This window comes from Pseudomonas sp. S3_B08 (genome assembly GCF_054667725.1).
In genome coordinates, this window is record NZ_CP162750.1 from 1,975,627 (window position 1) to 2,000,752 (window position 25,126).

Sequence of the window (25,126 nt, forward strand, 5' to 3'; positions counted from 1 at the left end):
TGTGGGAGCGAGCCTGCTCGCGAAGGGGCCGGCACAGGCCCCGCATCAACCTCAGGCGATAACCACCCCGTCGTCGCTCAAACTCCCCAGCGCCACCCCCACCAACGTCACCGAATCCCCACCAAATGTCAGCACGGTATCCTGCCCGACCGCCGACGCGTGGGCACGGAAATCATCCCCCGGCAACACACCCTGTACGCCGAGAAACACCAGTTTGTCATCGGCCGTATAGCCAACGACCCGATCCTGGCCGAACGCGCCGTGGAACAGAAACGTATCCGCCCCGCCGCCCGATTCCAGCAGGTCATTGCCAGCGCCGCCGACAAACACATCATTGCCCGCGCCGCCGAGCAAATGATCATTGCCCTCAAGGCCAAACAGCCAATCGCCGCCGGCATGCGCCTTTAGCGTGTCAGCACCCGCCGTGCCTTTCACACTGGCCTCATAAGCGGTGAGGTTGCTGCCGACTTTCAGCCCCGTGGCCGTGACGCTGTGCAACACGTCGTCCTTGAACACGCCCCAGAGAAACCCCGGCTCTTTGCTGACAATGCTGCCGATGTCGCGGGTAATGCTGATCCCGCCGTTGGCATCGCGGATGTACAGGTTGCCGGCACCGTCGTTGGCGAAATCAAAGTTCTTCACGGTTTGCTGCAAGTCGAGCATGTTGTTGCCCTGCCCGCCCAGAATGACGTTGTAGCCGCCGATGTCGCGGAAACTGTCGTTGCCGGCGCGTCCCTCCAGATAGTCGTTGCCGCTGCCGCCCTGGATCAGGTCATTGCCGTCACTGCCAATAATGAACGTGCTGCCCTTGTGGGTTTCGGCGTTACGGTTGAGGTCCTGTACCCAAGTGTTTGCCCGCGCCGGGTCGGAGAGGTTGGCGACGATGATCGTCGAGTCGCGGCTGGTCAGGTCGTAGAACTTCGATTCCAGCACGCGGGTCATGCCGTCGCCGTAGCCAGTGGGCAGGTGCGAAATCCAGGTCGGGATATTCAGGATCGAATACGGCAGCACGTTCCAGGCGTTCGAGGCGTAGTGGTCGTTGAAGCTGACGATGTTGTCGGTGGTCGAGGCATGCGACGCGTCGTGCACGCCCACCGAAGCACTGCTGAAGGTCGAACCGTCAAGGGCACGAAACACCGGGTCGTTTTCGTAGCCGATATTCAGCACCTTGTCGGTGCTGCTTTGCGTCGGTGAGGCGTAGGCGATGTAGTTGGAATCGGCGAAAAACCCGCCCCACTTGCCAGCGCTCAAGTCAGCCATGCTGTTCACCGCCAGACCGCCCAGGCTGTGGCCGCTGACCAGCACGTCCTTGCCGCTGAGGCCGTTGGCCCGGGCGAATGCGACGACATCGTTGAGCAGATTGCCGAAAGCTTCGCCGACGTAGTTTTTTGCGTAATCGGCCGGGCCGAACGCTGCGAGCAGATCGTTGATCACGTCGCCAATCGAATCACCAATGAGGATTTCGCGCGGGCCGCTGGTGCCGCGAAAGGCGATCCCCAGTTCGGTGAGGTGACCCTGGGCATCGTACTTGCCGAGGATTTCCACCTGCGCGCTGGTGTAGCCAGCCTTCTCGCCGAAGAACGTCCCGCGTGCATCGGTCTTGCCGTCGTAGCCCAATTGCGCAGCGGTGATGGGCGTCCAGCCGGCCTTTTGCACGGCATCGAGGGCGAGTTTTTCCGAGTCGGGATTCCACGGGATACCGGGGATCACCCCTTGCGAATCGGTGCCGCCAATCAGTGCGGTGACCAGCGTTGCCGGCAGGCCCAGGCCGAAGCCGTTGTGCCGATAACCGGCGGCGAAGCCGTTATCGAGGTTGTGATAGGAATACAGCGTGATCGCCATGGCATCGCTGAACAGCGCCGCGGAATCGGCTGTGCCGAAGCTCTTGTAGTCGTATACACCCATTGCCATTGCCTCTCTTGTTGTTGGAATTGTCAGAGATAGCTCACAGCCAGAGCGCGGGGCTCTGGAGCATTCGTTACATCTTGCACATCCTCTGTAGGAGCTGCCGAAGGCTGCGTTCTTTTGGGACGCAGAGCGCCCCCGGCTGCATTCCCACACAGAGCGTGGGAACGATCATGTGTACGCCGTACCTGTGGGAGCGAGCCTGCTCGCGAAGGCGGCAGCACATTCAACATCACAATCGCCTGACCCACCGTTTTCGCGAGCAGGCTCGCTCCCACAATGAGATCTTCTGGAACTTCGGAATCAGGCAAAGACGAAACTCGAATCCGTCAGGTCAGTCACGCCGACGCCAACCAGCGTCACGGCAAAATCGCCGACCTTAAGCACGGTATCCGCGCCGGACTGCGCGGCATGCTGCTTGTAGTCATAACCCTGTCCAGCGCCCGCGACGCCCATGAACAGCAGTTTGTCGCTGCCCTGATAACCATTGATCGCATCGAAACCAAACGCGCCGCTGAACAGGAAGGTGTTGCCGCCACCCACCGCCGTCATCACGTCGTTGCCGGCGCCACCCACAAAAGTCACCTGCGACTTGTCGCTGATCAGTTGATCATCGCCACCAAGGCCAAACAGCCAGTCGCCATCGGCCGTGGCATGCAGGGCATTGCCGTAGCCATCACCGCTGAGCGAATGGTTGTACTGGGTCAGTTCGCTGCCGTTGCTCAGGCCCTTGGCGGTGACGCCCCAGGTGATTTCCTTGCTGCCCCACCACGAACCGGCCTCTTTACTGACCAGCGCGCCGATGTCGCGGGTCAGGCTGACGCCGCCGTAGGCGTCGCGCACGTACAGCGTGCCGTCGCCGTCGTTGGCGAAGCTGAAGTTCTGTAACGGCTTTTGCAGTTCGAAGGTGTTATGGCCCTGGCCGCCAAAAATGACGTTGTAGCCGCCGTCATCGCGGAAACGATCATCGCCGCCCAGTCCTTCAAGAAAGTCGTTACCCGCCCCGCCCTTGAGCCAGTCGCTGCTCTGCGTGCCGATGATGAAGGTGCTGCCGCTGTGCGGCTCGCCGCTGCGGCCCAGATCCTCGACCCAGGTCTTGCTCCGCGATGCCTCTTCGAGATTGGCGACGATGATTGTCGAGTCGCGCTCGGTCAGGTTGTAGAACGCCGAATCGATCACCCGATTCAAGCCATCGGCGTAGCCCAGCGAACTGTGCGCCGACCAGTTCAGCGGATTGGCGATGCTGAACGGCACCAGGTTCTGCGCCGTGGAAGCGTAGTTATCGGTGAAGTTGACGAGGTTGTCGGTGGTCGATTCGTGCGGCTTGTCGTGCTTGCCCATCGACGCCGTGCTGAATGTGGTGCCGTCAAGCACGCGGAATACCGGATCGTTTTCGAAACCGATATTGAGCACCTGGTTGCCGGAGTTGCTCTGGGTCGGCGAGGCGAAGGCGATGTAATTGGCATCCTTGTAGAAGCCGCCCCAGTTGTCCCCGCTCAATTCAGCAACACTATTTACCCCAAGCCCGCCGAGGCTGTGGCCGCTGATCAATACGTCCTTGGCAGCAACACCGTTGGCAATCGCGAAAGCGGCGACGGCCTTGAGCAGATTGTCGAACGCGTTTTTCGCGTAATTGCTCGCGTAATCCGACGGCCCGACCGCCGCGAGCAGATTGTTTTTCAGATCACCGAAAGTGTCGCTGTAACCCAGCCCGCCAGTGCCGCGAAAGGCAATGCCAAGGCCGATCAACTTGCCAGCAGCGTCATACTTGCCGAGCACTTCGGCCTCGGCGCTGGTGAAGCCATCCTGTTCCCCGAAGAACGTGCCTTGCACGCCGACCTTGCCCTGATAGCCCAGCGCCGTCGCCGTGACCGGTGCCCACGCCGTGGCCGGCAACGGTTTGCCGGTGGGCGTGTAGGCATACAGCGTCAGTGCGATGGCGTCGCTGTACAACCCTTTGCCGTCGGCATTTTTGTAATCGAACAATCCCATGTGCAGCGCTCCTTTTCCTTGAAAAACCGGCAGCCCGAGAAGCGCTGCCGGTTACGCCTCAGAACTGCCAGTCGAGGGTCAGACCGACGCCGTGATCCTTCTCGTTCGAGCCGATCAGGCCGTTGTAGTCAAGGTTGACCCGCACGTCGCGATTGAGCGCCAGCCCGGCGCGCACTCCGACCACAGCAGCGTCACGATCCATCGACACGCTCTGCACGGTGAACGCGCTATTGCCGTTGGCGAAGGCCAGATGGCTGTCGGCATCGACGCTGCTCAGGTTGTGCTGCCAGCCGAGACTGGCGCCCAGTTCCAACTGATGCTTGTCCGACACAGCGAAGCTGCGCTTGGCGCGCACGCCGAGGGTCGACAGCACCACGTCGCGGTTGTCTTCACCACCCTTGAGCGCGGCAGCGTCACCCTTCTCGGTGAAGCTGTCGGTGTTGAGGTGCACGTAGGACAGATTGGCGAACGGCTCCAGGTTCATCGGTTGCAGGCCCAGATCGTATGCGGCCTCGGTGAACACTTGCGCGGTGGTCGCGTCGCGTTTGGTTTTCTGTTTGCCGCTGACGTCGCCGAACTGCAGATCACGTTTGACGTCGATGCGATGCCAGCTGTAGGCGCCGCCGACGGTCAGGCGCAACGCGTCGATTTCATGGCCCAGATACGCACCCAAGTGGTAGCTGTCGACCGACGCCGACGAATGCGTGCCGCTGCCCATGCTCAACGAACTGTCGCTGTAACCGGTGACGAAACCGAGACGGGTATCTTCAGCAATCAGACCGTCGACACCAGCCAGCAGCCCACCGATGGAGCTATTGGAATCGGCATTGTCGTGTCCGCCGTCACTCTCGCCCCACGAGCCGAGGACCTTGACCCAGACGTTGCTGCGATCATCAGTCGGCGCATCGGCATTGAACAGATCACGCTCACGCAGGCGCTCGCCGACGGCTTCGCGCAGGTAGCGGCTGTCGTTGATCAGCAGCGTGCCGATGGCCGGGTGAATCTCGCCGGACAACTGTTGAAAGGCCTGCTGCGCCGACGCCGCGTTGGGCGACAGCAACAGGGTTTCGAACAGCGCGTTGCCCGCACCCAGACGTTCGGCAGCCGCACCGACGGCGCGCTGGTTCGGCGTCAGACCGACGCTGGCGAACGATGCCTCATTGCGCCCGACCGCCAGTTGAATGCCGCCCGCCGAATAATCCAGAGTGCCGCCAAGGAAGGCGTAATTCGGCAAGACCTGACCGAAGCGCCCTTCAATGCCGCCCGCCGCTTGCAGGATGTTGTAGCGAGTGCCGAGCAGGCTTTGCACTTCGCCGGTGCTGAGCAAGGTCGGGCTGTTTTCCAGCGACAGGCTCACCGTGGCACCGTCGATGATGGCTTTGCCGCCCGCAACGATCTGATCGCTGCTGGTTGGCGACAGCTCTACGGCGTAGGTCGAACCCGGCGCGAAGGTCACGTCACCGGCGACGTTCAAGGTGCCGATGGAGTTGCCCGGCGCCACCGTACCGCCGCTGTTCACTGCCAGCGCGCCGATGCGGCCATTGCCGCCGAGGATGCCGCCATTGTTGACAGTGACCGCCGATTGCAGCGAACCGTTGATGGCCAGTCGACCCTGATTGACCAGGGTCGGGCCGCTGTAAGTGTTATTGCCGGTCAGCACCAGGGTGCCGATGCCTTGCTTGGTCAGACCGCCGTGGCCGCCGATGTCGTTGCGCCAGGTGTCGAGGCCGCACGTGATATCGATGCACACGCGTTCGGTGGGTTTGCCCTGATCGATGATCGCACCGATGCCCGGCAAGTCAGCCACGAACTGGCCGGACCCGTAAGCGCCCTGCACGCGGAATTCTTCGGGAATGTCCTGCTCGGTCACGAACATCGCCGGGCCGTCGATGGCCTTGCGCAGGTTGATCATGCCCCAACCGTACAAGGCGTCGATGCCCGGCGCACCGAGGTCGGTCGCAGTGGTGCGCAACACGCTGGCGACCTGGTCGCCGCTCATGTACGGAAAACGCTCCATCAGTACGGCAATGGAACCAGCGACATGCGGCGCCGCCATCGAGGTGCCGTTGTAATTGGCGTAGCTGGTGGTCAGGTTGCCGGCGTTGGTGCCTTCGATGATCGAGCTATAAATCTTGGTGCCCGGCGCCGAGACGCAGTAACTCGCCGTATAGCCGCAGCGCGAGGAAAACGTGCTGATCACGTACGGATTGGCGCTGGCGGTGTCCGGGTTCTGCTGCAACGCGGCGACGGTGATCCAGTTCGGCGCGATGTCCGGGACGAAATAACCCAGGCCGGCAATGGCGTCGGGATTGTTCAGGTTGTAATCGTTGCCGGCGGCAAAAATGGTGACGATGCCGCTGCGAGCGGCGGCGATGGCGCCGTCGTAAGCGCCGCCGGGTTTGGTGCCGAGCAGCGTGCGGATTTCGTTGAATTGCAATTGCGCGTCGTTGACGGTGAAGTGCGGATACGCCGGATCGCGGCCGCCGAGGTCGAAGCGGTCGGTGATGCCGATGCCCCAGCTGTTGTTGATGATCCGCGCCCCGCTGGCGATCAGCGCATCCCAACCGGCCTTGTACACCGCACCATCGTTGCCGCGCACGATGCCGTCTTCCGGGCCTGGGTCGCCGTTATCGGCGCTGATGATCTGCGCACCGAATGCAACACCGTGCATCACCCCGCCGTCGCGACTGCCCGCCGCGATGCCGCCGACGTGCGTGCCATGGGCGCCGAGCTTGCCGTTGGAGCCGACCGAGGGTGAACCGTCATAGAGGAACGCATCGCCGGCCTTTACCGGGATGTACGGGTCGGTGTATTCGCGAATGCCGCTGGTGACCAGGGTGACGACTTTGTTGCTGCCGGAGAACTCCGGATGTGCGGCGTAGACCGGCTGATCGAAGATGCCCAGCTTCACGCCTTTGCCGGTGTAGCCGGCGGCGTAGGCGTAATCCGCGCCGATCGCGCCCAAGCCCCAGTCAGCCTTGAATTCATTGCTGCGCCAGCTCGACGGATCGCCGCTGCGGCCGTTTTCCACGTAAGGCGCTGCCTGTGCCATCGCACTGGCACAGAGCATGGCGACTGTCAGGGTTTTCAGGGCAAAGCGGCCACCCGATTGCGCGGGGGTATTGTTGTTATCCATCCACGACCTTCCTTAGTGATGTTGCGAAAAATCCGGTTGCCTTGATCGTTCCCACGCTCCGCGTGGGAATGCAGCCCGGGACGCTCCGCGTCCCATTGGAACGCGGAGCGTCCCTGAAGGCGTTCCCACGCAGAGCGTGGGAACGATCAATTCCCTTGCTGCACGTGGGAACGATCAGGTTTTGCGACTGCTGCGCAGTCGAGCGGGGATAAATCCCCTCGCCACGGTGACTCAAACACATGCAATCAGAACTGCCAGTTCAGGCTCAGGCCAACGCCATGCAGCTTCTCGCGGCTGGCCAGTTGGCCGTTGTAATCGAGGTTGACCCGCACGTCCTTGCTCAAGGCCAGACTGGCCTGCACGCCGACCAGTGCGGCATCGCGTACCAGCGCTGAGCTCTCCACGGAATACGGCGTGCCGCCGCTGGCAAAACGCAAATGCTGCTCCGATTCGATATCGCTGAGGCTGTGCTGCCAGCCGAGACGCGCGCTGACGTCCAGCGCTTGCTGGCTGGAAAGGTTGAAGGTTTTGCTCGCCCGCACGCCCAGAGTGCTCAGCACCACATCGCGCTGATCGCCCGAGCTTTTCAGCGCAGCGGCATCGCCCTTTTCGGTGAAGCCTTCGGTGTCCAGATGCAGGTAGGTCAGGTTGGCGAAAGGTTCCAGCGCCAGCGCTTGCAGTTGCAAGCGATACGCCGCTTCGCCGAAGACTTGGGTGGTGGTCGCGTCAACTTTGGCTTTCTGCTTGGCGCTGACCTCGTCGTATTGCAGATCGCGTTTCACATCGCCGCGATGCCAGCTGTAGGCCGCGCCAGTGCTCAAGCGCCAGGCGCCGAGATCGTGTGCGGCGTAAGTGCCGAGGTGATAGCTGTCGACTTTCGCCGAAGAATGCGTGCCCGAGCCCATGTTCAACGAGCTGTCGCTATAACCGGTGACCAGACCGATGCGGGTCTGCTCGTCCAGCGCGCCGTCGACCCCCGCCAGCAGGCCGCCGATCGAGGTGTTGTAGCCGGCCGTGTCGTGGCCCGAATCGGTACTGCCCCAGGCGCCGAGGGCTTTGATCCAGCCATTGCTGCGTGTCGCCGATTCATCGTGCAGCCGCTCGCCGACCGCATCACGCAACTGGCGGCTGTCGTTGATCAGCATCGTCCCCAGCGCCGGATAAATCTCGCCGCTCAGTTGCTGGAAGGCTTGCTGCGCCGAGCCCTGAGTCGGTGCACGAAGCACGCTTTCGTAAACCGAATTGCCGGCGCCCAGACCTTCGACTGCAGCGGCCACCGAACGCTGGTTCGGCGTTTGCCCGACGCTGGCGAAGCTTGTGGCATTGCGTTGGATATTCAGCTGAATGCCGCTTGCGGCGTAGTCGAGGGCGCCGCCGATGAACAGGTAGTTCGGCACCACCGCAGCGAACTGTCCCTGCACGCCGCCGGCCGCTTGCAGGATGTTGTACTGGCGACCGAGCAGGCTTTGCGCTTCGGCGCTGCTGAGCAAGGTCGGGCTGTTTTCCAGCGCCAGGCTGACGCTGGCGCCGCTGACGGTTGCCGTGCCGCCGGCAACGATGCGGTCGCTGCTGGTGGGCGATAGCTCGACGGCGTAAGTCGAGCCCGGGGCGAGTGTCACATCACCAGCGACATTCAAGGTGCCGATGGAATTGCCCGGTGCGACACGGCCGCCGCTGTTGGCGGTCAACGCGCCGATGCGTCCTGAGCCGCCGAGGGTGCCGCTGTCGTTGACGGTGACCGCTGAGGTCAGCGAACCGTTGACGGTCAGCAGACCGCCGTTGACGGTAGTCGGACCGCGATAGGTGTTTGCGCCACTGACCAGCAATTGCCCGGCGCCGGACTTGATCAGGCTGCCCTCATACACACGGTTTGCCGCTGCCGCATCACGCAGCATGCCGACGGCGTAATCGGTCTGGTCCTGCTGACTGGCGCCGGCCGGGACACCGCTCTGCCAGCCTTTGTCCTGTAGGGTTTGCTGCCAGGTGCTGCGCTCGGCGAGGTCTTCGTTTTGACGCTGGAGCAGCGCCTTGTCAGAGATGTCATTGCTCCAGACATCGCGCTGCCCTGCCCCCAGATTCGCGTCGAACGTACCGAGCAATTGCCCCGGCCCGCGCATCGCCCGATTGAGATTGGCGACGCCCCAACCGACGCGCTCGTTCGGTGCGTCGGTGACCGCGCCATCGAGCTGGGTGGCGGTGGTCAGCAGCACCTCGAGCGCCTGCTGATTGTTCATGTACGGATAACGTTCCATCACCAGCGCCAGGGCGCCGGTCGCGTGCGGCGCCGCCATCGAGGTACCGGACTTGATCGCATAACCGCCACCGGGAATGGTGCTGTCGATCTTCGCCCCCGGTGTGGTGATGCACCAGTATTTGGCGATGCCGCACTGGTTGTATTTCTGCTGATTGCTCTGATCGAGCCCGGACACCGCCAGCCAGTGACCTTCCAGATCCGGCTGAAAGTACGGCAGCGCCGAACGTACGCTGGCATTCGGGTAGCCGCTGTTGCCGGCGCTGAAGACATTGATCACGCCGCGCCGGGAAACATCGGCAGCGGCGTCGAGCCAAGTGCCCTTGTTCCAGTGTTGCGCGTAGGCGGCGTGCAGATCCGCGAGAGTGCGGTAACTGACATCCGGCGGCTGACTGCCCCAACTGTTGTTGATCGCCCGCACCCCGGCATCGGCGAGGCTGTCGTAGACCGCTTTGAAATAACGCGGATCAGGGCCGGGGCCGAAGAGGAAACTGTCGTTCTTGTTGGTGTTGCCGACGTAGATTTGCGCGTTGTACGCCACCCCGTGCATGCCGCTGCCATCACGGGCGGCGCCCATGGTGCCGACCACGTGGGTGCCGTGGGAATCGTTGTTGGGGTTGAGCGTGCCGTCGACGTTGAACGCTGAGCCATCGACGTAGCTGCCGCTGGCGGTTACCGGGTGATAACGGTCGGCGGAGAATTCGGGGTGGGCGGCATCGAAACCGGAATCGAGCGCGCCGATTTTCACGCCCTTGCCGGTGATGCCGGCTGCGTAGGCCTGATCGGCCTGCATGCGTTCCAGGCCCCAGTCGCGCAGGAACTCGGCACTGCGCCAACTGGCCGGATTGCCGGGCTGGCCGGGTTCCAGGTATTGCGCCTGCGTTGCCGAGGTCACCAGCAATAGCGTGCCGAGCGAAATCGGTTTGATGCGTACGTCCATGGTCATCATTCTCGTTTTTGTTGTTTTGTTCAGGGCTGAATTGCGGTGTCGCCTGTTCCCCTCACCCCAGCCCTCTCCCCGAGGAGAGGGAGCCGATTTGTGTTGATGTCAAAACCTGCGGCCTGCTCGGTCGTTCAAGTCGATGCAGCTATCGCAGGCCACTCGGTCAGTCCCCTCTCCCTCTGGGAGGGTCAGGGTGAGGGCTGTTGCGCGACCACAAATGCTTCGTCCACCCGCACCAGATCCTGCTCATTAACGTCTCGGTGCAAAGCCTCAGATCCTGCGGTGTCGCCCGTTTCCCTCACCCCAGCCCTCTCCCAAAGGGAGAGGGAGCCGACCGTGTTGTCTTCAGTTATTCAGCGACCTGGAAAACCAGTCGATTACGGATTCAGCACAGCTCGTTCAAATCGGTGCATCTCGCCAACCTTCCCGGATCGGTCCCCTCTCCCTCTGGGAGAGGGTTAGGGTGAGGGCTGTTGCGCGACCACAAATGCTTCGTCCACCCGCGCCAAATCCTGCTCATTAACGTCTCGGTGCAAAGCCTCAGTTCCTGCGGTGTCGCCCGTTCCCCTCACCCCAGCCCTCTCCCAAAGGGAGAGGGAGCCGACCGTGTTGTCTTCAGTTATTCAGCGACCTGGAAAACCAGTCGATTACGGATTCAGCACAGCTCGTTCAAATCGGTGCATCTCGCCAATCTCCCCGGATCGGTCCCCTCACCCCAGCCCTCTCCCAAAGGGAGAGGGAGCCGACCGTGTTGTTTTCAGTTATTCAGCGACCTGGAAAACCAGTCGATTACGGATTCAGCACAGCTCGTTCAAGTCGGTGCATCTCGCCAATCTCCCCGGATCGGTCCCCTCTCCCTCTGGGAGAGGGTTAGGGTGAGGGCTGTTGCGCGACCACAAATGCTTCGTCCACCCGCGCCAGATCCTGCTCATTCAGCGTCCCGGCGTAGTAATGCAATTTGGTCCAGGCCATCAGGTAGTCGTAGCGTGCCTGGGCCAGGTCGCGGCGGGTGGTGAACAGTTGCTGCTCGGCGTTCAACGCATCGAGATTGGTACGTTCGCCGCCCAGAATGCTTTGTCGGGTCGAGACCACCAGCGCCTCGGCCGACTTCAAGGCCTTCTGATAAGCACGCAATTTGCTCACTCCGGACAGGCACGCGCTGAACTGTCGGCGCAGTTCGATCAGGGTTTCGCGGGTTTTGCCATCCAGTTCGTATTCGGCCTGTTCCATGGTGCGGCTGGCCTGACGTGTGGAGGCCGACACCCCGCCGCCGGCATACAGCGGCAGGCTGACTTCCAGGCCGATGGTGTTGGTTTCGTAGCGCTGGTTATAGGTGTTGCCGCTTTCCGACTCGTTGTCGCGCATCGAGGCATAGGCGCTTACTTTCGGCAGATGCCCGGCGCGGTTGCGTTCGACTTCATAGCGCGCCACTTCCACGGCCTGACGCTGCGAAGCGAGGTTCGGGTTGTTGCTGATCGCCAGTTCATGCCAAGTGTCGAAGTTGGCCGGTTGCAGCGTGAAGGTCTGAAATTGCTGACCAAGCGGCGCCAGATCGCCGATGTCCACTGCCGGCACGCCCACCAGCGCACCCAGCTCACGCAAGGCGGCATCCTGCTCGTTGCGCGCTTCGATCTCCTCGGCAGTCGCCAGCTCATAGCGCGACTCGGCTTCGAGAATATCGGTGCGCGTGCCCTCGCCCTGCTTGAACATGTGTTCGTTCTGCTGGAACTGTTGCTCGTAGGCCTTCTTCTTCGCCTGGGCGATGTCGATCTGGTCCTGGGCGAACAAGGCTTTGGTGTAGTTATCCAGCACGCGCACCAACAGTTCCTGACTCTTGCCGCGAAAGGCTTCGTCGGCAAACAACGACTGCGCCACGCCCTTGCGATACGCCGCGTAAGCTTCGTAATCAAGCAGCGGTTGCTGCACCGTCAGCGCCGAGCCGTAACTGTTGTAGTTGCGCTCATCGGTGCGGTTGCGCGCGCGATCATCCAGAGACGTAGCCTTGGACGAGTTGCGGCCCTTGTTGTAGGTGTAGCCGATCCGTGGCAGCAACCCGGCGCGGCCAATCGCGCGGTTTTCCAGGCCTGCATCGCGCTCCTTGATTGCACCGAGAAACACCGGATCGTTGCGCAACGCCTGTTCGTAAATCTCGAATGGCCCCATGGCCGCGACTGCCGAGTGACTCGCGAGCAGCGTCATTGCGGCCCCCAGCATGCAAAGCTTTTTCATACAGCCGAACATCCTTATTCCTCGGTCAACGCAGAACCGGCGCGATCGAGCAGCGGTTTGAACAAATAGTTGAGGAGTGAACGCTCACCGGTGCGCACGAACATTTCCGCCGGCATACCGGGCTTGATCACCAGGCCGTTGAGCTTTTCCATGGCCTGATCGCTGACGCTGCTGCGCAACACGTAATACGGCACGCCGGTTTTCTCATCGACCATCTGGTCGGCGGAGATCAGGCTGACTTCGCCGGGCACGCGCGGGGTTTTGCTCTGGTTGAACGCGGTAAACAGGATGTCCACCGGCAAATGCGTACCGACCTTGTCGATCAGGTTGATCGGCAAGTGCCCTTCCACTTCCAAGGTGGTGCCTTGCGGAACGATCTCCAGCAGGGTTTCGCCCTGACGCACCACAGCGCCTTCGGTGTGCACGCCGAGGTTGACTGCCACGCCATCGGCGGTGGCGAGGATCTCGCTGTGTTGCAGGTCGAAACCGGCGGAGGTCAATTGCTCGGACAGGGTTACGCTTTTCAACTGCGCATCGGCCAGTTGCGTACGCACTTCCTTCTGGTATTCCTCGCCGTGCTGCTGCAACTTCAGGCGCGATTCAAGGATGCCCTGCTCCACGCGCCCGCTTTCGCCGGTGTTTTCCGCCAGTTGCTGCTGCACTTGCGACAGTTGCCGCTGGTAGTCCATCAAGCGGTTGCGCGGGATGTAGCCGTTGTCGGCCAGCGGTTGCAAGTTGCTCAACTGTTGCTGCAAGGAACTGGCCTGAGCATTGAGGTCGCTGCGCGCGCGGCGCATGCCGGCCAGTTGTGCGGTGGCGCCTTCGATGTTGGCGCGCAGTGCCGCTTGCTCCCGGGAGAACGCTTCGCGGCGGCTGCTGAACAGTTGCCGCTGGCCTTCCAGCACCAGCGCCAGGCGCGGGTCCGGGTCGTTGCTCAGCTCGGCCGGAAAGGTCACTTGCTTGAGGTTGTCGCGCTCGGCTTGCCAACGCGCGAGGCTGGCCCAAGCCATGCGGTACTGCGCCTGCAGCGATTGCACATCGGCAGCCACTTGCGTCTGATCAAGGCGGAACAACGGCTGGCCCTGCTTCACGATCTCGCCTTCGCGCACCAGAATCCGGCTGACCACGCCGCTGCTCATCGACTGCACGGCCTTGCGCTTGCCCGAGACCACCACCGTGCCCTGCACCGGAATGCCCTGATCCAGCGGCGCCAGTGCCGCCCAGGTGAAGAAACTGCCAGCGCCGACGATGGCCAGAATCCAGCCCATGCGCGCGAAGAATTTCGCATCGCGCTCCGGGCGCTCGTTGAGGTAGGCGTGTTCCATGTTCGCTTCGTTTTCAGTGTTCACGCTGGCGCTGCTCATACTCCCGAATTCCTTGTCGAGGGCTGATACTGCCGGCTCATGCTGAGCCCGCCCGGTGCTTGTGCAGCTTTTTCGCGTTGCTGTTCGTGCTGACCTGACAGTGCCTTGAGCACATCCTGACTCGGGCCGAACGCCTGCAAACGGCCATCGTTGAGCACGAGCAATTTGTCAGCCTGAGCCAGCACCGAAGAACGGTGCGTGACCAGAATCACCGTGGTGCCTTGCGCCTTGAGTTGCGCGATGGCGCTGGCCAGTGCGGCTTCGCCGACGGTGTCGAGGTTGGAATTGGGTTCATCGAGCACCACCAGACTCGGCGTGCCATACAGCGCGCGGGCCAGGGCCACGCGTTGCTTCTGGCCACCGGACAAGCCGCTGCCGTCCTCGCCCAGTTGCGTGTCGTAGCCCTGCGGCAGGCGCAGGATCATCTCGTGAACGCCTGCCTGTTGCGCGGCGGTGACGACTTTTTGCGGGTCGGCTTCGCTGAAGCGCGCGATGTTCTCGGCGATGCTGCCGCTGAACAACTCGATGTCTTGCGGCAGGTAACCGATGTAGGGACCAAGCTGGTCGCGGTTCCAGCGGTGAATATCGGCGCCGTCGAGGCGCACCGTGCCGCCCAGAACCGGCCACACGCCGACCAGCACTCGAGCCAGCGTCGACTTGCCCGAGCCTGAAGCGCCGAGCACGCCGAGCACTTCGCCAGCGCCCAGCGTGAAATTGACCATGTGCAAAGTGGCCGCACGCTGCCCCGGCGGGCCGGCGCTGACTTGCTCGAAGCTGATCTGGCCTTTCGGTGCCGGCAGTGCCATCGCCTCGTCGCTAGGCGGAAACGCCTGCAACAGCGCATCAAGGCGCCGGTAAGCCAGCTTCGCCCCGCTCCACTGCTTCCAAACGGCGATCAACTGATCGATCGGGCTCAGTACGCGACCCATCAGGATCGAACCGGCGATCATCATCCCCGCAGTCATGTCGCCCTTGATCACCAGCAACGCGCCCAGGCCCAGCACCAACGATTGCAGGCACAGGCGCAGGGTCTTGCTCAGCGAACTGATCACCGCGCCGGTGTCGCTGGCCTGGTTCTGCAAGCCGAGGAAGCGCGAATGCACCCCGAACCAGCGCTTGCGCAGCGAGCCGAGCATGCCCATCGCCTGAATGGTTTCGGCGTTGTGTAAGTGGCTGGTAGCCAACTGACTGGACTGCTGGGAAAAGCCGGCGGCTTCGCCCAACGGTTTTTTGGTCATGTATTCGTTGAGGCACGCCAGTGCGATCAGCAGCAACGCGCCTGCCGTGGCCAGCACGCCGAGCCAGACGTTGAACAGGTAAATGACAAACAGATAGACCGGGAACCACGGCGCATCGAAGAAGGCGAACAGCGCCGGTCCGGTGACGAACTGGCGGATGTGGGTCAGGTCGCCCAGCGACTGCCCGGCGTTACCCTCACCCTTGAACAGGTTGCGCTCGAACGCGGCCTGATAGACGCGCAGATTGAAGCGCCGCTCCAATTGGCTGCCGATGCGGATGACGATAAAGCTGCGGATCACTTCCAGCAGGCCGATGAAGGCGAAGAACCCGACCACCATCAACGACAGCATCGCCAGAGTGGTTTCGTTCTGTGACGACAGCACCCGATCGTAAACTTGCAGCATGTAGATCGACGGCACCAGCATCAGCACGTTGATCAACGCAGTGAAACAACCGACGCTGATCAGAATGCTTTTATAGTCGCCCAATGCCTTGATTAACGGAGCGGCCGGAGACTTCGCCATCTTCATTGATTCTTCCTGAGTTCATAGTCTCGTCGGTGCGGACGAGCATTCCATTGATATTTCGCGTACCTGCCAAAGATCATTTGCAAGTAGTGCTTACAATTTCATAACAAGTTGATCGGCTTCGCGGTTATAACGCTCAGTTATCGCAGTACATCAACTTCGCGCAACTACCCAGCCACCGCTTAGTGCCCGACGCGTTCGAGCAAGATAAGCAATTGCGAACTCAACCTGCTTGTGTAAGAGCCATCCCCCCGGCGGCTGAAAAAGGCGATTTTCGAACCATCCTTGCCAGTGATGGCAATGCCATCGGGTTCTGGAAACCAACCAATCGGGGCTTCGCTCAACCACGCGCCCAGACAATCGGCGCCCTCGCCCAAGGTCTTGTCTGGCGCAAGATCGACAACGCATGTGTTCGACGGTTTGTCTTGCAACGACCGCGTTTCGGGTGTGTCGTTGTGACCGGTCAATGTGGCCTGCCAGCGCCCGGCGAATGCCGAGGGTTCTTCGAGTCTGAGGCTGCTTGCCATGCTTGTCGCTCCGGTCATCATCAGCGTGACTGCCATCAGCCATGCCATCGTCGTGTCAGTTAAAACGTATCGAGTCATAGGAAATTTCACTTCCGCTCGTAGCCTTGCTCGGGGATCAGGCCGATGCAAGCGAAGAAAGCGACGCACGAGGCGCCGCTTTCCTTTCACATCACGCCACGATGTCGCTGGTCGCAGCCTGGCCCACGGTGCTGACGATGAAGTCAGCCACGCCATGCCCGGAGAAATCCACCGACAACAGGCTATTGCCGCCCGACGAGGTCAACACTGCGTCGCCGGCCGAACCGGTGAAGCTGTTGACGAAGTGCAGGCCCGCACCGTTGGTGATGCCGGTCAGGTCGATTTTGTCCAGACCGCTGACGAAATCGAGGATCTGATCGATCGCACCTGGCTTGGAGTCCGAGCTGGCGGCGAACACGAAAGTGTCCGAACCGGCGCCCCCCCACAGCTTGTCGGCACCGCCAGCGCCGTACAGGATGTCGTTGCCGGCACCGCCCTTCAGCTCGTTGGCCACGCTGTTGCCGATCAACAGATCGCTGCCGGAACCGCCAATCGCGTTCTCGATGACCGCGCCCTTGGCGATCGACACGTTACCGACCATGCCGCCAACGTCGGAGAACGAAGCGCTGTTGAGGTTGATCTTCTGGTTCTGGGTGAAACCGGAGAAATCCAGGGTGTCCTTGCCGCCGGCATCCCAGACCGAGAACACCACTTTGTCGCTCGACGACGACGCGCTGAGGAAATCGCGGCCGGTATTGGAGTTGAAGCCGTAGGTGGTGTCGCCGGTGCGGGTGGTGGTGTTGGCGCCGTAGAGTTTCTGGATGGCTGCGATGTCGTCCATCAGCGGGCCGGACGAATAGGCTTCGACGCCGCCCTTGCTGAAGTTCTGGTTGGTGTTGCTCTCGCTCCAGTAACTCATGACGCTGTAGCCACGGGTGTCCTGGCCGTAGGTCGCGTCGTTGTAGGTCGGGTTGCCGTTGCCGGCGTTGTAGTCGCCAGGGTGAGCAAGGCCCAGGGTATGGCCGATTTCGTGGGTCAGGGTCTGACGACCGTAGTTGTTCAGATCCGGGTTCTTGTTCTGCGTGTAACCGCTGTTGATCAAGTACCACGAAGTCCCGTCATAACCGGCGCCGGTACCCGGCAAATAGGCAAACGCTGCAGCGCCATCCTGGCCACCGCTGTAATTACCGAAGGTCATGTGCCCGTCGCCGCCCGAGGCTTTCTCGGTGAAAGTGACATTGGCCACATCGGCCCAGGACTGCATGGCGAGCTTGGCCTGCGCCTGTTGCTGCGCGCTGAACTGACTGAACCCGGTGATCCCGTGCTTGTTCATCGTGCTGTTCGAGGCCGAGGTCAGGAACGTATAGGTGAGTTCGATCTTGCCGCTGCTGTCCTTGTCCTGGTAGGCAGCGCCGTCACGCAGCAATTGCGTAGCCGCCTGGTCGACGGAGTACGAGGGTTTGCCATTGACCGTGAGGTTGCCGCCACGGTCATACTGATGGCTGAAGCTATTGATCTGGTTGTACGCCGAGCTGAAGGCAGCCAGCTGGAAAGCCTGTTCGGCGGAATCAACAGCATTGGTTTTAACTTTCGACATAAACACACTTCCTTGTTTAGCAATGGAACAGTTTTTGTCCGACAGGATGATCTTTGGCGAGATCGTCCTATCACTCGCCCAATGAAGGCGTAACGAACCTGACACAATTGGAAATCTGTCGTAAAGGATTTTTTTGCGATCCAATTTGGTGGTATCAGGAAACTGCCGTAAACAAAGCGTGCGGGGAGGAAAGATTGTTTTTAGTTGTAGCGAGGGCGCAAATTGTCTGACGATTTTCTATTTAAATATTAAATATCGGTAAGTTTGGATTTGTTGGGCAAGTCACACTTTCGGCCAATGGTGCCAGTGATTTGATATCAACTCTACGACGTCATTCGGACTGTAGGAGCTGACGAGTGCAACGAGGCTGCGATCTTTTGACTTTGACCTTTTGAAGATCAAGATCAAGAGATCGCAGCCTCGTTACACTCGTCAGCTCCTACAGAGGACGGAGGTTCAGCTACCGGTACGAATCTTGTTCCAAACCCGCGTCCGGATCCGGTCGATATTCAGCGGCATCGCTTCCAGCGCGAACAGCTTGCCCATCATTTCCGCGCTCGGGTAAACCTTGGTGTCGTTCTTGATCGCCGGATCGATGAGCGTGTCCGCCTGTTCGTTGCCATTGGCGTAGTGCACGTAGTTGGTGATGCCGGCCATGACATCGGGGCGCAGCAGGTAGTTCATGAAGGCGTAGCCGGCCTTTTCGTCCGGTGCGTCGGCGGGCATGGCGACCATGTCGAACCAGATGGCCGCGCCTTCCTTGGGAATCGCATAACCGATCTCGACGCCGTTCTTGGCCTCCTTGGCGCGGTTCTCCGCTTGCAGGATGTCGCCGGAAAAGCCGACTGCTACGCAGATGTCGCCGTTGGCCAGGTCACTGGTGTACTTCGAGGAATGGAAGTAGCTGACGTAGGGCCGCACTTTCATCAGCAAAGCTTCGGCTTTTTTGTAGTCTTCGGGATTCTTGCTGTGGTGCGGCAGGCCGAGGTAGTTAAGTGCCGCCGGGAGCAGTTCCGGGCCGTTGTCGAGGATCGCCACGCCGCACTTTTGCAGTTTTTCCATGTATTCGGGTTTGAAGATCAGATCCCAGGAATCCACCGGCGCGTCGTCGCCCAGCACCGCTTTGACCTTGGCGATGTTGTAGCCGATGCCGGTGCTGCCCCACAGATAAGGGAAACCGTGCTCGTTGTTCGGGTCGTTGGTCTGCAAGGCTTTGAGCAGTGCCGGGTTGAGGTTCTTCCAGTTCGGCAACTGACTCTTGTCGAGTTTCTTCAGCGCCCCACCCTGAATCTGCCGCGCCATGAAGTGGTTCGACGGGAACACCACGTCGTAACCGGATTTGCCGGTCATCAATTTGCCGTCGAGGGTTTCGTTGCTGTCGTAGACGTCGTAGGTGACGCCGATGCCCGTGTCTTTCTGGAAATTCTTCGTGGTGTCCGGGGCGATGTAGTCGGACCAGTTGTAGACCTTGACCGTCTCGGCCGCGTGACTGACGGAAGCGGCCAGCAGCAGCGGCGCCAATGCGAGGGTTTTCTGGATCATGGGGCGATTCCTGTATGGGCTTTTTTGTTGGCAGGCAATCAAAGGATCGAACAATCAGAAAATCAGCACGTAGCTCTTGCGCACGGTTTCCTGGATATCCCAGATCCCGAGCGTGTTGGCTGGCAACATCAGTGCGTCGCCGCCTTGTATGTGCAGGGTTTCGCCGCCACCGTCGGGGGTGAAGGTGCAGCGCCCGGAAATGAAATGGCAGAACTCCTGCGCGGTGATCTGCCGCCGCCAGCGGCCCGGGGTGCATTCCCAGACGCCGGTTTCGACACCGTCGTCGCGCTCGACGCTGGTGGTCGAGGCAATTGCGACAGGTTCGCCGAGGGGCACGGCGACCGGGTTGGACTCCTCGAGTTCGAGCCCGGCGGTGTTCTTGAATTGGGTGATGCTCATGGCGTGACCTGTTTGTTGAGGGAAACGACGTTCAGTGCATGAAACCTTCCATGAACCCGGCGACTTGGCTGGCGAGCTTGCGCCGCCAGGGCGCGGTCGCCGGATTGGCCAGCGTCTGGTCTTCATGCACGAAACTTTTGATGATCGCGTTGTAACCGAGCCAACGGCATGGCTCCGGTTCCCAGGCACGCAGCGCATGAATGCCACCGTCGGGCAGGACCCACGGTTGTTGGGTCAGCTCGCTGTCGCGCTCAAGAATCAAATCGGCCAGCGTCCGGCCGCCGAGATTGCTGGCACCGACGCCCTCCCCGCCATAACCGCCCGATAGCGCGATGCCGTTGGCGCGGTCGCAGAGCATGTGCGGCTTGAAATGCCGCGACATGCCGAGGTTGCCGCCCCAGGCGTGGGTGATCTGCACATTTTTCAGCTGCGGGAACAGTTCGCCGAACAGATAGCGGCGCAACTCGACTTCATCGCGAGTGAGGTTGAAGTCATGGCGCAGCTTGCCGGCGAACTGATAGCCGCCACGGGCGCCGAAAATCAGGCGGTTGTCGGCACTGCGCTGGCCATAGGTGACTTGACGGCTGAACTCACTGAAGGCTTGCCCACGATTCAGGCCGATTTCGTCCCAGGTCGCGGCGGACAGCGGCTCGGTGGCGACAATCAGACTTTGCACCGGCAACTGATAACGGCCCAGCGGCGGCAACGTCACCGAATAGCCTTCTACGGCCGGGACGATCCAACGGCTGCGCACGCTGGCCTTGGCGGTGCGCAAACTGCCAGTTTGCCAGTGGGTAACCGCGCTGTTTTCGTAGATTTTCACGCCCATCTGCTGCACGGTCCGCGCCAGGCCACGGACCAGTTTCGCCGGGTGAATGGTCGCGACATGGGGAGCGAAGATGCCGCCGTAGGGCTTGGCTACGCGGATCTGCTGAGCCAGTTGCTCGGGACTCAGCCAGCGGTAATCGTCGTCAGTCAGACCTTGGGCATGCAGCTTGCTCAGGTAATCGCGCAGAACGGTTTCCTGCTCTGGGTAGCGCGCAGCACAATAAAGCACCCCGCCCTTGCGGTAATCGCAGTCGATGCCTTCGCGTTCAACGACGATCTCTACTTCATCAGGAATGCTGTGCAGCAGATCAAACGACGCCCGCCGTTGCTGCGGCGATAAGCCTGCGAGCAAGCGATCCTCGCCCAGCAAATTCCCCATCAGCCAGCCGCCATTGCGTCCGGACGCACCGAACCCGGCGGTTTGCGCCTCGATGATGGCGATATCCAGGCCGGGCGCCTGTTTTTTCAGGTAGTACGCCGTCCACAGTCCGGTGTAACCGGCGCCGATGATCGCCACGTCGACATCCAGATCCCGCTCCAACGCAGGGCGCGCCAGCAGCGGCTCATCGAGCTGATCCATCCACAAACTGATCGTGCGCCACGCCGACATGCCAGACTCCGCCACTGAAAACCTTCGATGGCGTCGATCCTAGTGGCTGCCTTCAGTGGATGTCTTGCGCGCGTGCCCGCAGAGAAATTTGTTTGGCGTAGGCCTTGGGCGACTGGCCGGTGTGATCGCGAAAGCATTTGTAAAACGCCGACAGCGAATTGAAACCGGCGGCAAACGCCAACTCGTCGACGCGCAATGGCGGTGCGGCGCTGTCCAGTGCACGCAGCAAATGCTGCAGGCGCGCCTGGTTGACGTAGCGATAAAAGCTTTGCCCGAGTACCTGATTGAGCAGATAGGAAATCTGATTGCGGCTGTACCCGCACTCCTTCGCCACCCTTTGCAGGTCAAGCTCAGGGTCCAGATAAGGCTGCTGCTTCTCGAAATACTGCTGCAGGTCTTCGGCCATGAAGCTCAGTTGGCGCGGTGACAGACCGAGACGACTGACCGCCGGACGGCTCGGTGCCGAACTGCCGTCGGTTTGGGTACGCACCAGCGAGGCGTATTCATTGACGCGCCATATCAGGCCGTCCTTGACCGTGATCGCTTCGCTGGAACGGAACGACACCAAACCATCGCCGCCACGCAAGGTCACTTCGTACTGAATGAACGCGGTATTGCCATCCACCCGAATGCGGTCGCAATGCTCGAGCAGTTCGTCGGATTCTCGCGGCATGCTCACGCGCACGTAGTCGCGCAACTCATTAAGACCGAGTACACGGTTCTGAAAGAAATCGCTGTACTGGATATCGGCGTGATAAAGCGCCATGACGCTGTCCAGATCCCGGTGTTTCCAGCTCAGGTGATAGCGCATGACCGTGGCGGCCGTGGCCTGGGTCTGTTCTGGGCCGTCGTCATCGGCGTGCATAAGCGGCTCGGCGAAAAAGAACCGAGCTTGCCCAACTTCGTCTGCCGCTTCAATGAAAAATCCATGGTGGCGTTTTGGCGATAATCGATGAGCCAGTGACTTACATCAAAAAATGCGAATCAATCGCTAAACGGACTGAAAAAACTCACAGTTTTTCACACACGGATGCTACTTTTAAAGCTCAAGCACTGGTTGAGCCAATGAAGGCTCTTCCCACCTAACATGAGCAAAAGGAAGCGCTCGATGAAGCAGGCGGGCAACACCATGAATAAAGGGTTCAGCAAAGTCACCTTTCCAAACGCTTGCCAGCTGATGCGCTGGCATTTTCATCCCATGGGTTTCGAGGCGACGATGGATGCGCCGGGCAGCCTGATCGCCCGTCTGTTTGATCGTGCCAGCGGCGAAACCATGATCGCCATCGCTGGCATTCCCTGCGCAACGGTGATGAACGCGGCGGACGTCGAGCGCATCATCGAGGCCATCGAAGATGAGCTGGAAGCTTTCACTCCTCCGGAATCTCTCAAGAACTACGCATAACCGCCTGATTTAAAACAAAAAGCCCGCAGCGATGCGGGCTTTTTTATTGATCAGGCGCTGGCCTTCTCGGTTCGATGATCGACGAAGAACGGCTTGCCCTTGGCAACTCGATCCGATGCCCTCGGCATGTTTACCGCTTGGGTTTCCTGCGGTTCGACGTACCAGTAGCAATGGCTGACGGCGCGCGTGATACCAACGTAGGCAAGGCGCAGGATTTCGTCTTTTTGCGCATTGTCGTACGGCTCGCTATCGCCACTTTTGCCCAATCCCGCCATGCGATACACCTGGTTCTTGTACGGAGAACTGGTCAGATGCTGGCAATCACCCAGCAGAAATACTGCATCAGCCTGCAAGCCTTTGGCGCTGTGATAGGTCAGCTGTTTCAGCCGCCGCGCCTCATAGGGGAAGCTCGAATCCACATTAAGTACAGGCTGAATATGCTGCTCAATCAATAACTTATCGCTGCTTTTTCGATAAAGCATCAGGATTGAATCTCCCCGCCGGTAATGCTCGGCCAGGCGCTGCCCCAATGCTTCATCATCCCGTTCAAGCACGTTTACCGGGTGAAGCGGCTTGGGCTCACCACTGGCCTTGGCCTTCTTGCCTGCGATCGCCGGCGCTGCACGGACAATGTGTTCGGCGGCGTCGATGATGTGCTGATGGCTGCGATAGTTGTCACTAAGCATCACTCTCGTGGTGCTTGGCGACGGAAACTCCTTGTTGAACTCCATGAAGTAACTCGGAGAACTGCCGCGCCAGCCGTAAATCGACTGCCAGTCATCACCGACGCACAATAGCGACGACCGCTGCGCCCCTCGCCCAACGTGCATGGCCGGGCCACGGCTGCGGATTTCATTGAGGCTGGCACGAATCCACGAAACGATCTGCGGCGATACGTCCTGGAATTCGTCGATCATCAAATGCGCCATCGGCCGCAGCAACTCATCGCTGAGCAGCTTGAGGTTTTCCGGCGTGTGTTCGCTGAACAACGCGAACATGCGGTTGTAGGTCATCACTGGCGGTTTCTGATCCAGCAGGTGATCTTCAAATGCGCGCCAGAACAGGCTCAGCGCCTCAAAGAAAAAACGATCAGGATCGTCCTTGGCGAAGCTCATCCGGCTGACCGCGTCCGGCACATCCAGGCCGAGGTTTTCGATGAAGCCCGCTGCGGCGACAAAACAGTCCAGCAATGGCGCGGATGCCAGCTCGCCCTTGACCTTGTAATCAAAGCCGGGACCGGCACTGGCATCTCCGGCCAACGTCGCAAGAACGCGCCTGGATGACTCGTAACTATCCACCCATATCAATGGCTTACGGCAGAAAGCTTGAAACAAGGTGCGCTTGACCGCCCATTCTGCGCGGACACTCAGCTTGGCGTTGGGTCGGGTTAGCTGGGCGTTTTCCCTGGGATCAAAGCCGAGCACCACCCAGGCATCGAGGCTGGGAATATAGCCATGAGCGTGGAACTTCGAGCCATTGATTTCGAAGGCCTGCCGATTCGGCTCGATGCCTTTAATGGGCCACGCTCCTGCACGAAACCATAAATCTTCAATCACATCGCAGAGTTCTTCATCGCGCTTGGCCGCCAGTTCGGTGACCGCCATGCGTTTCTGCACATCGGGGTGGTCCCGTTCCAGTTCCTTTAATTGCAAACCCGCGCGGGACAGCGGCTGGATCAACTGGCGGAAACGCTCATCGTCGTTGAACAGCCGGTGATAACAAGCGTTCAGTTGCTGCCGCTGCGCGTCGTTGATCCGCAGGTCAAACGGATTGCTGTCGACCTCCTCTGCGCCACTTTGCGGGCGATCGCTGAGGTTTTCGAAGGCCTGCAAGCGCTCGAAACCCGGCAGGCTGCGGACCATCGGCAGGATGCGCGAGTGGAAGGTTCGCACCAGTTCGCGCGCCTGCTTGAGGTTCAACGGCTGACCCCACAGCGTGAATATTTCGATGAGCTTGTTGATGAAGTCCTTGCGCGATTCACGGGTGAAGGTCACCACAGTCATCGAATCCAGCTCAAAACCCAGATAATGGCTGAGCAACAGTATGCGCAGCACCAATGTGGTCGACTTGCCGGCGCCCGCACCGGCGACCACCGAGGTGGACGGCGTATCGCTGAAGATCATTTTCCATTGCGCGGCGCTGGGCTGGGCATGGGCCGGGAGCAAACGAGCGACGTCAGCCTTGATGCGTTTTTTCAATTCGGCGGTGAGCGGCAGGCGCCAGTCATCGAACAGGTGGTTATCGACGCTGGGCGGCCGATGCTCGGTGTTGCGGCTGTCGCGAATCAGCAGAACCTGGCGGCCTTCCTCCAGACCCTCAAGCTTGCCCTCCTTGAAACCATATTCGACGCCGGCGGTGTGCCCGCTGCGAAATCCGTCAGCTTGCCCGTGCAGCCACGATGCCCGGTGTTGGGCGCGCAGCTTGGTCAGACCGTGACCAAAGAATCGCGCGGCCAGACGCTTGAACCAGGGCATCTCGGCCAGTGGACGAAGTTCAGGGGGAAGATCGGGGGTGTGTTGCGCCACGCTGACGGACTCCAGGGTGTGAGGCTGTGGCGGCTATGGTGTCTGGATTTGCTGATGAGTTCTAGCGAAATGCTTACAGGTCATCGGTTTAG

General features: G+C 60.6%; 15 protein-coding genes. 1 reads left to right on the forward strand and 14 read right to left on the reverse strand.

Going from position 1 to position 25,126, the window contains the following annotated elements; translation table 11 throughout:
* Positions 1 to 51 precede the first annotated feature (51 nt).
* The 13 genes from AB4N73_RS09095 to AB4N73_RS09155 form a co-directional block, all read right to left on the reverse strand.
* On the reverse strand, positions 52 to 1,905 hold the full coding sequence (locus tag AB4N73_RS09095; RefSeq protein ID WP_460143585.1) for a polyurethane esterase: 1,854 nt from the start codon (positions 1,903 to 1,905) through the stop codon (positions 52 to 54).
* Positions 1,906 to 2,208: 303 nt separating this feature from the next.
* Positions 2,209 to 3,897 (reverse strand): polyurethane esterase, encoded by a 1,689-nt coding sequence (locus AB4N73_RS09100; RefSeq protein ID WP_256809958.1) that lies wholly within the window; start codon positions 3,895 to 3,897, stop codon positions 2,209 to 2,211.
* Positions 3,898 to 3,955: 58 nt separating this feature from the next.
* Positions 3,956 to 7,033 (reverse strand): autotransporter domain-containing protein, encoded by a 3,078-nt coding sequence (locus AB4N73_RS09105; RefSeq protein WP_460143296.1) that lies wholly within the window; start codon positions 7,031 to 7,033, stop codon positions 3,956 to 3,958.
* 245 nt (positions 7,034 to 7,278) lie between these two features.
* Positions 7,279 to 10,224, reverse strand: coding sequence for an autotransporter serine peptidase EprS (eprS, locus tag AB4N73_RS09110; protein WP_460143297.1), 2,946 nt, complete (start codon positions 10,222 to 10,224; stop codon positions 7,279 to 7,281).
* Positions 10,225 to 11,097: 873 nt separating this feature from the next.
* Entirely contained in the window at positions 11,098 to 12,468 is a 1,371-nt protein-coding gene (locus AB4N73_RS09115; protein ID WP_460143298.1) for a TolC family outer membrane protein, read from the reverse strand.
* Between the two features lie 2 nt (positions 12,469 to 12,470).
* A complete protein-coding gene (locus AB4N73_RS09120; protein ID WP_460143299.1) occupies positions 12,471 to 13,820 on the reverse strand; it encodes an HlyD family type I secretion periplasmic adaptor subunit in 1,350 nt (449 codons plus the stop codon).
* A complete protein-coding gene (locus AB4N73_RS09125) occupies positions 13,817 to 15,589 on the reverse strand; it encodes a type I secretion system permease/ATPase (RefSeq protein WP_460143300.1) in 1,773 nt (590 codons plus the stop codon). Before AB4N73_RS09125 ends, AB4N73_RS09120 begins: the two co-directional genes overlap by 4 nt.
* Positions 15,590 to 15,768: 179 nt before the next feature.
* Positions 15,769 to 16,191, reverse strand: a complete 423-nt coding sequence (locus tag AB4N73_RS09130) for an AprI/Inh family metalloprotease inhibitor (RefSeq protein WP_159894617.1) — start codon at positions 16,189 to 16,191, stop codon at positions 15,769 to 15,771.
* Positions 16,192 to 16,282: 91 nt separating this feature from the next.
* A complete protein-coding gene (locus tag AB4N73_RS09135) occupies positions 16,283 to 17,728 on the reverse strand; it encodes a serralysin family metalloprotease (RefSeq protein WP_460143301.1) in 1,446 nt (481 codons plus the stop codon).
* A gap of 456 nt (positions 17,729 to 18,184) precedes the next feature.
* A complete protein-coding gene (locus AB4N73_RS09140; RefSeq protein WP_150740902.1) occupies positions 18,185 to 19,270 on the reverse strand; it encodes a polyamine ABC transporter substrate-binding protein in 1,086 nt (361 codons plus the stop codon).
* A gap of 54 nt (positions 19,271 to 19,324) precedes the next feature.
* Entirely contained in the window at positions 19,325 to 19,669 is a 345-nt protein-coding gene (locus tag AB4N73_RS09145; RefSeq protein ID WP_056789830.1) for a cupin domain-containing protein, read from the reverse strand.
* Between the two features lie 31 nt (positions 19,670 to 19,700).
* A complete protein-coding gene (locus AB4N73_RS09150; protein ID WP_460143302.1) occupies positions 19,701 to 21,107 on the reverse strand; it encodes an NAD(P)/FAD-dependent oxidoreductase in 1,407 nt (468 codons plus the stop codon).
* Positions 21,108 to 21,159: 52 nt separating this feature from the next.
* Complete coding sequence (locus AB4N73_RS09155; protein WP_460143303.1) at positions 21,160 to 21,972, reverse strand: helix-turn-helix domain-containing protein; 813 nt, start codon at positions 21,970 to 21,972, stop codon at positions 21,160 to 21,162.
* 264 nt (positions 21,973 to 22,236) lie between these two features.
* Here AB4N73_RS09155 and AB4N73_RS09160 point away from each other — a divergent pair, with 264 nt between their 5' ends.
* Positions 22,237 to 22,509, forward strand: coding sequence for a DUF1652 domain-containing protein (locus AB4N73_RS09160; RefSeq protein ID WP_041480416.1), 273 nt, complete (start codon positions 22,237 to 22,239; stop codon positions 22,507 to 22,509).
* Between the two features lie 50 nt (positions 22,510 to 22,559).
* On the opposite strand, the gene AB4N73_RS09165 is transcribed toward AB4N73_RS09160, so the two are convergent.
* A complete protein-coding gene (locus tag AB4N73_RS09165; protein WP_460143304.1) occupies positions 22,560 to 25,034 on the reverse strand; it encodes a UvrD-helicase domain-containing protein in 2,475 nt (824 codons plus the stop codon).
* Positions 25,035 to 25,126: the final 92 nt, after the last annotated feature.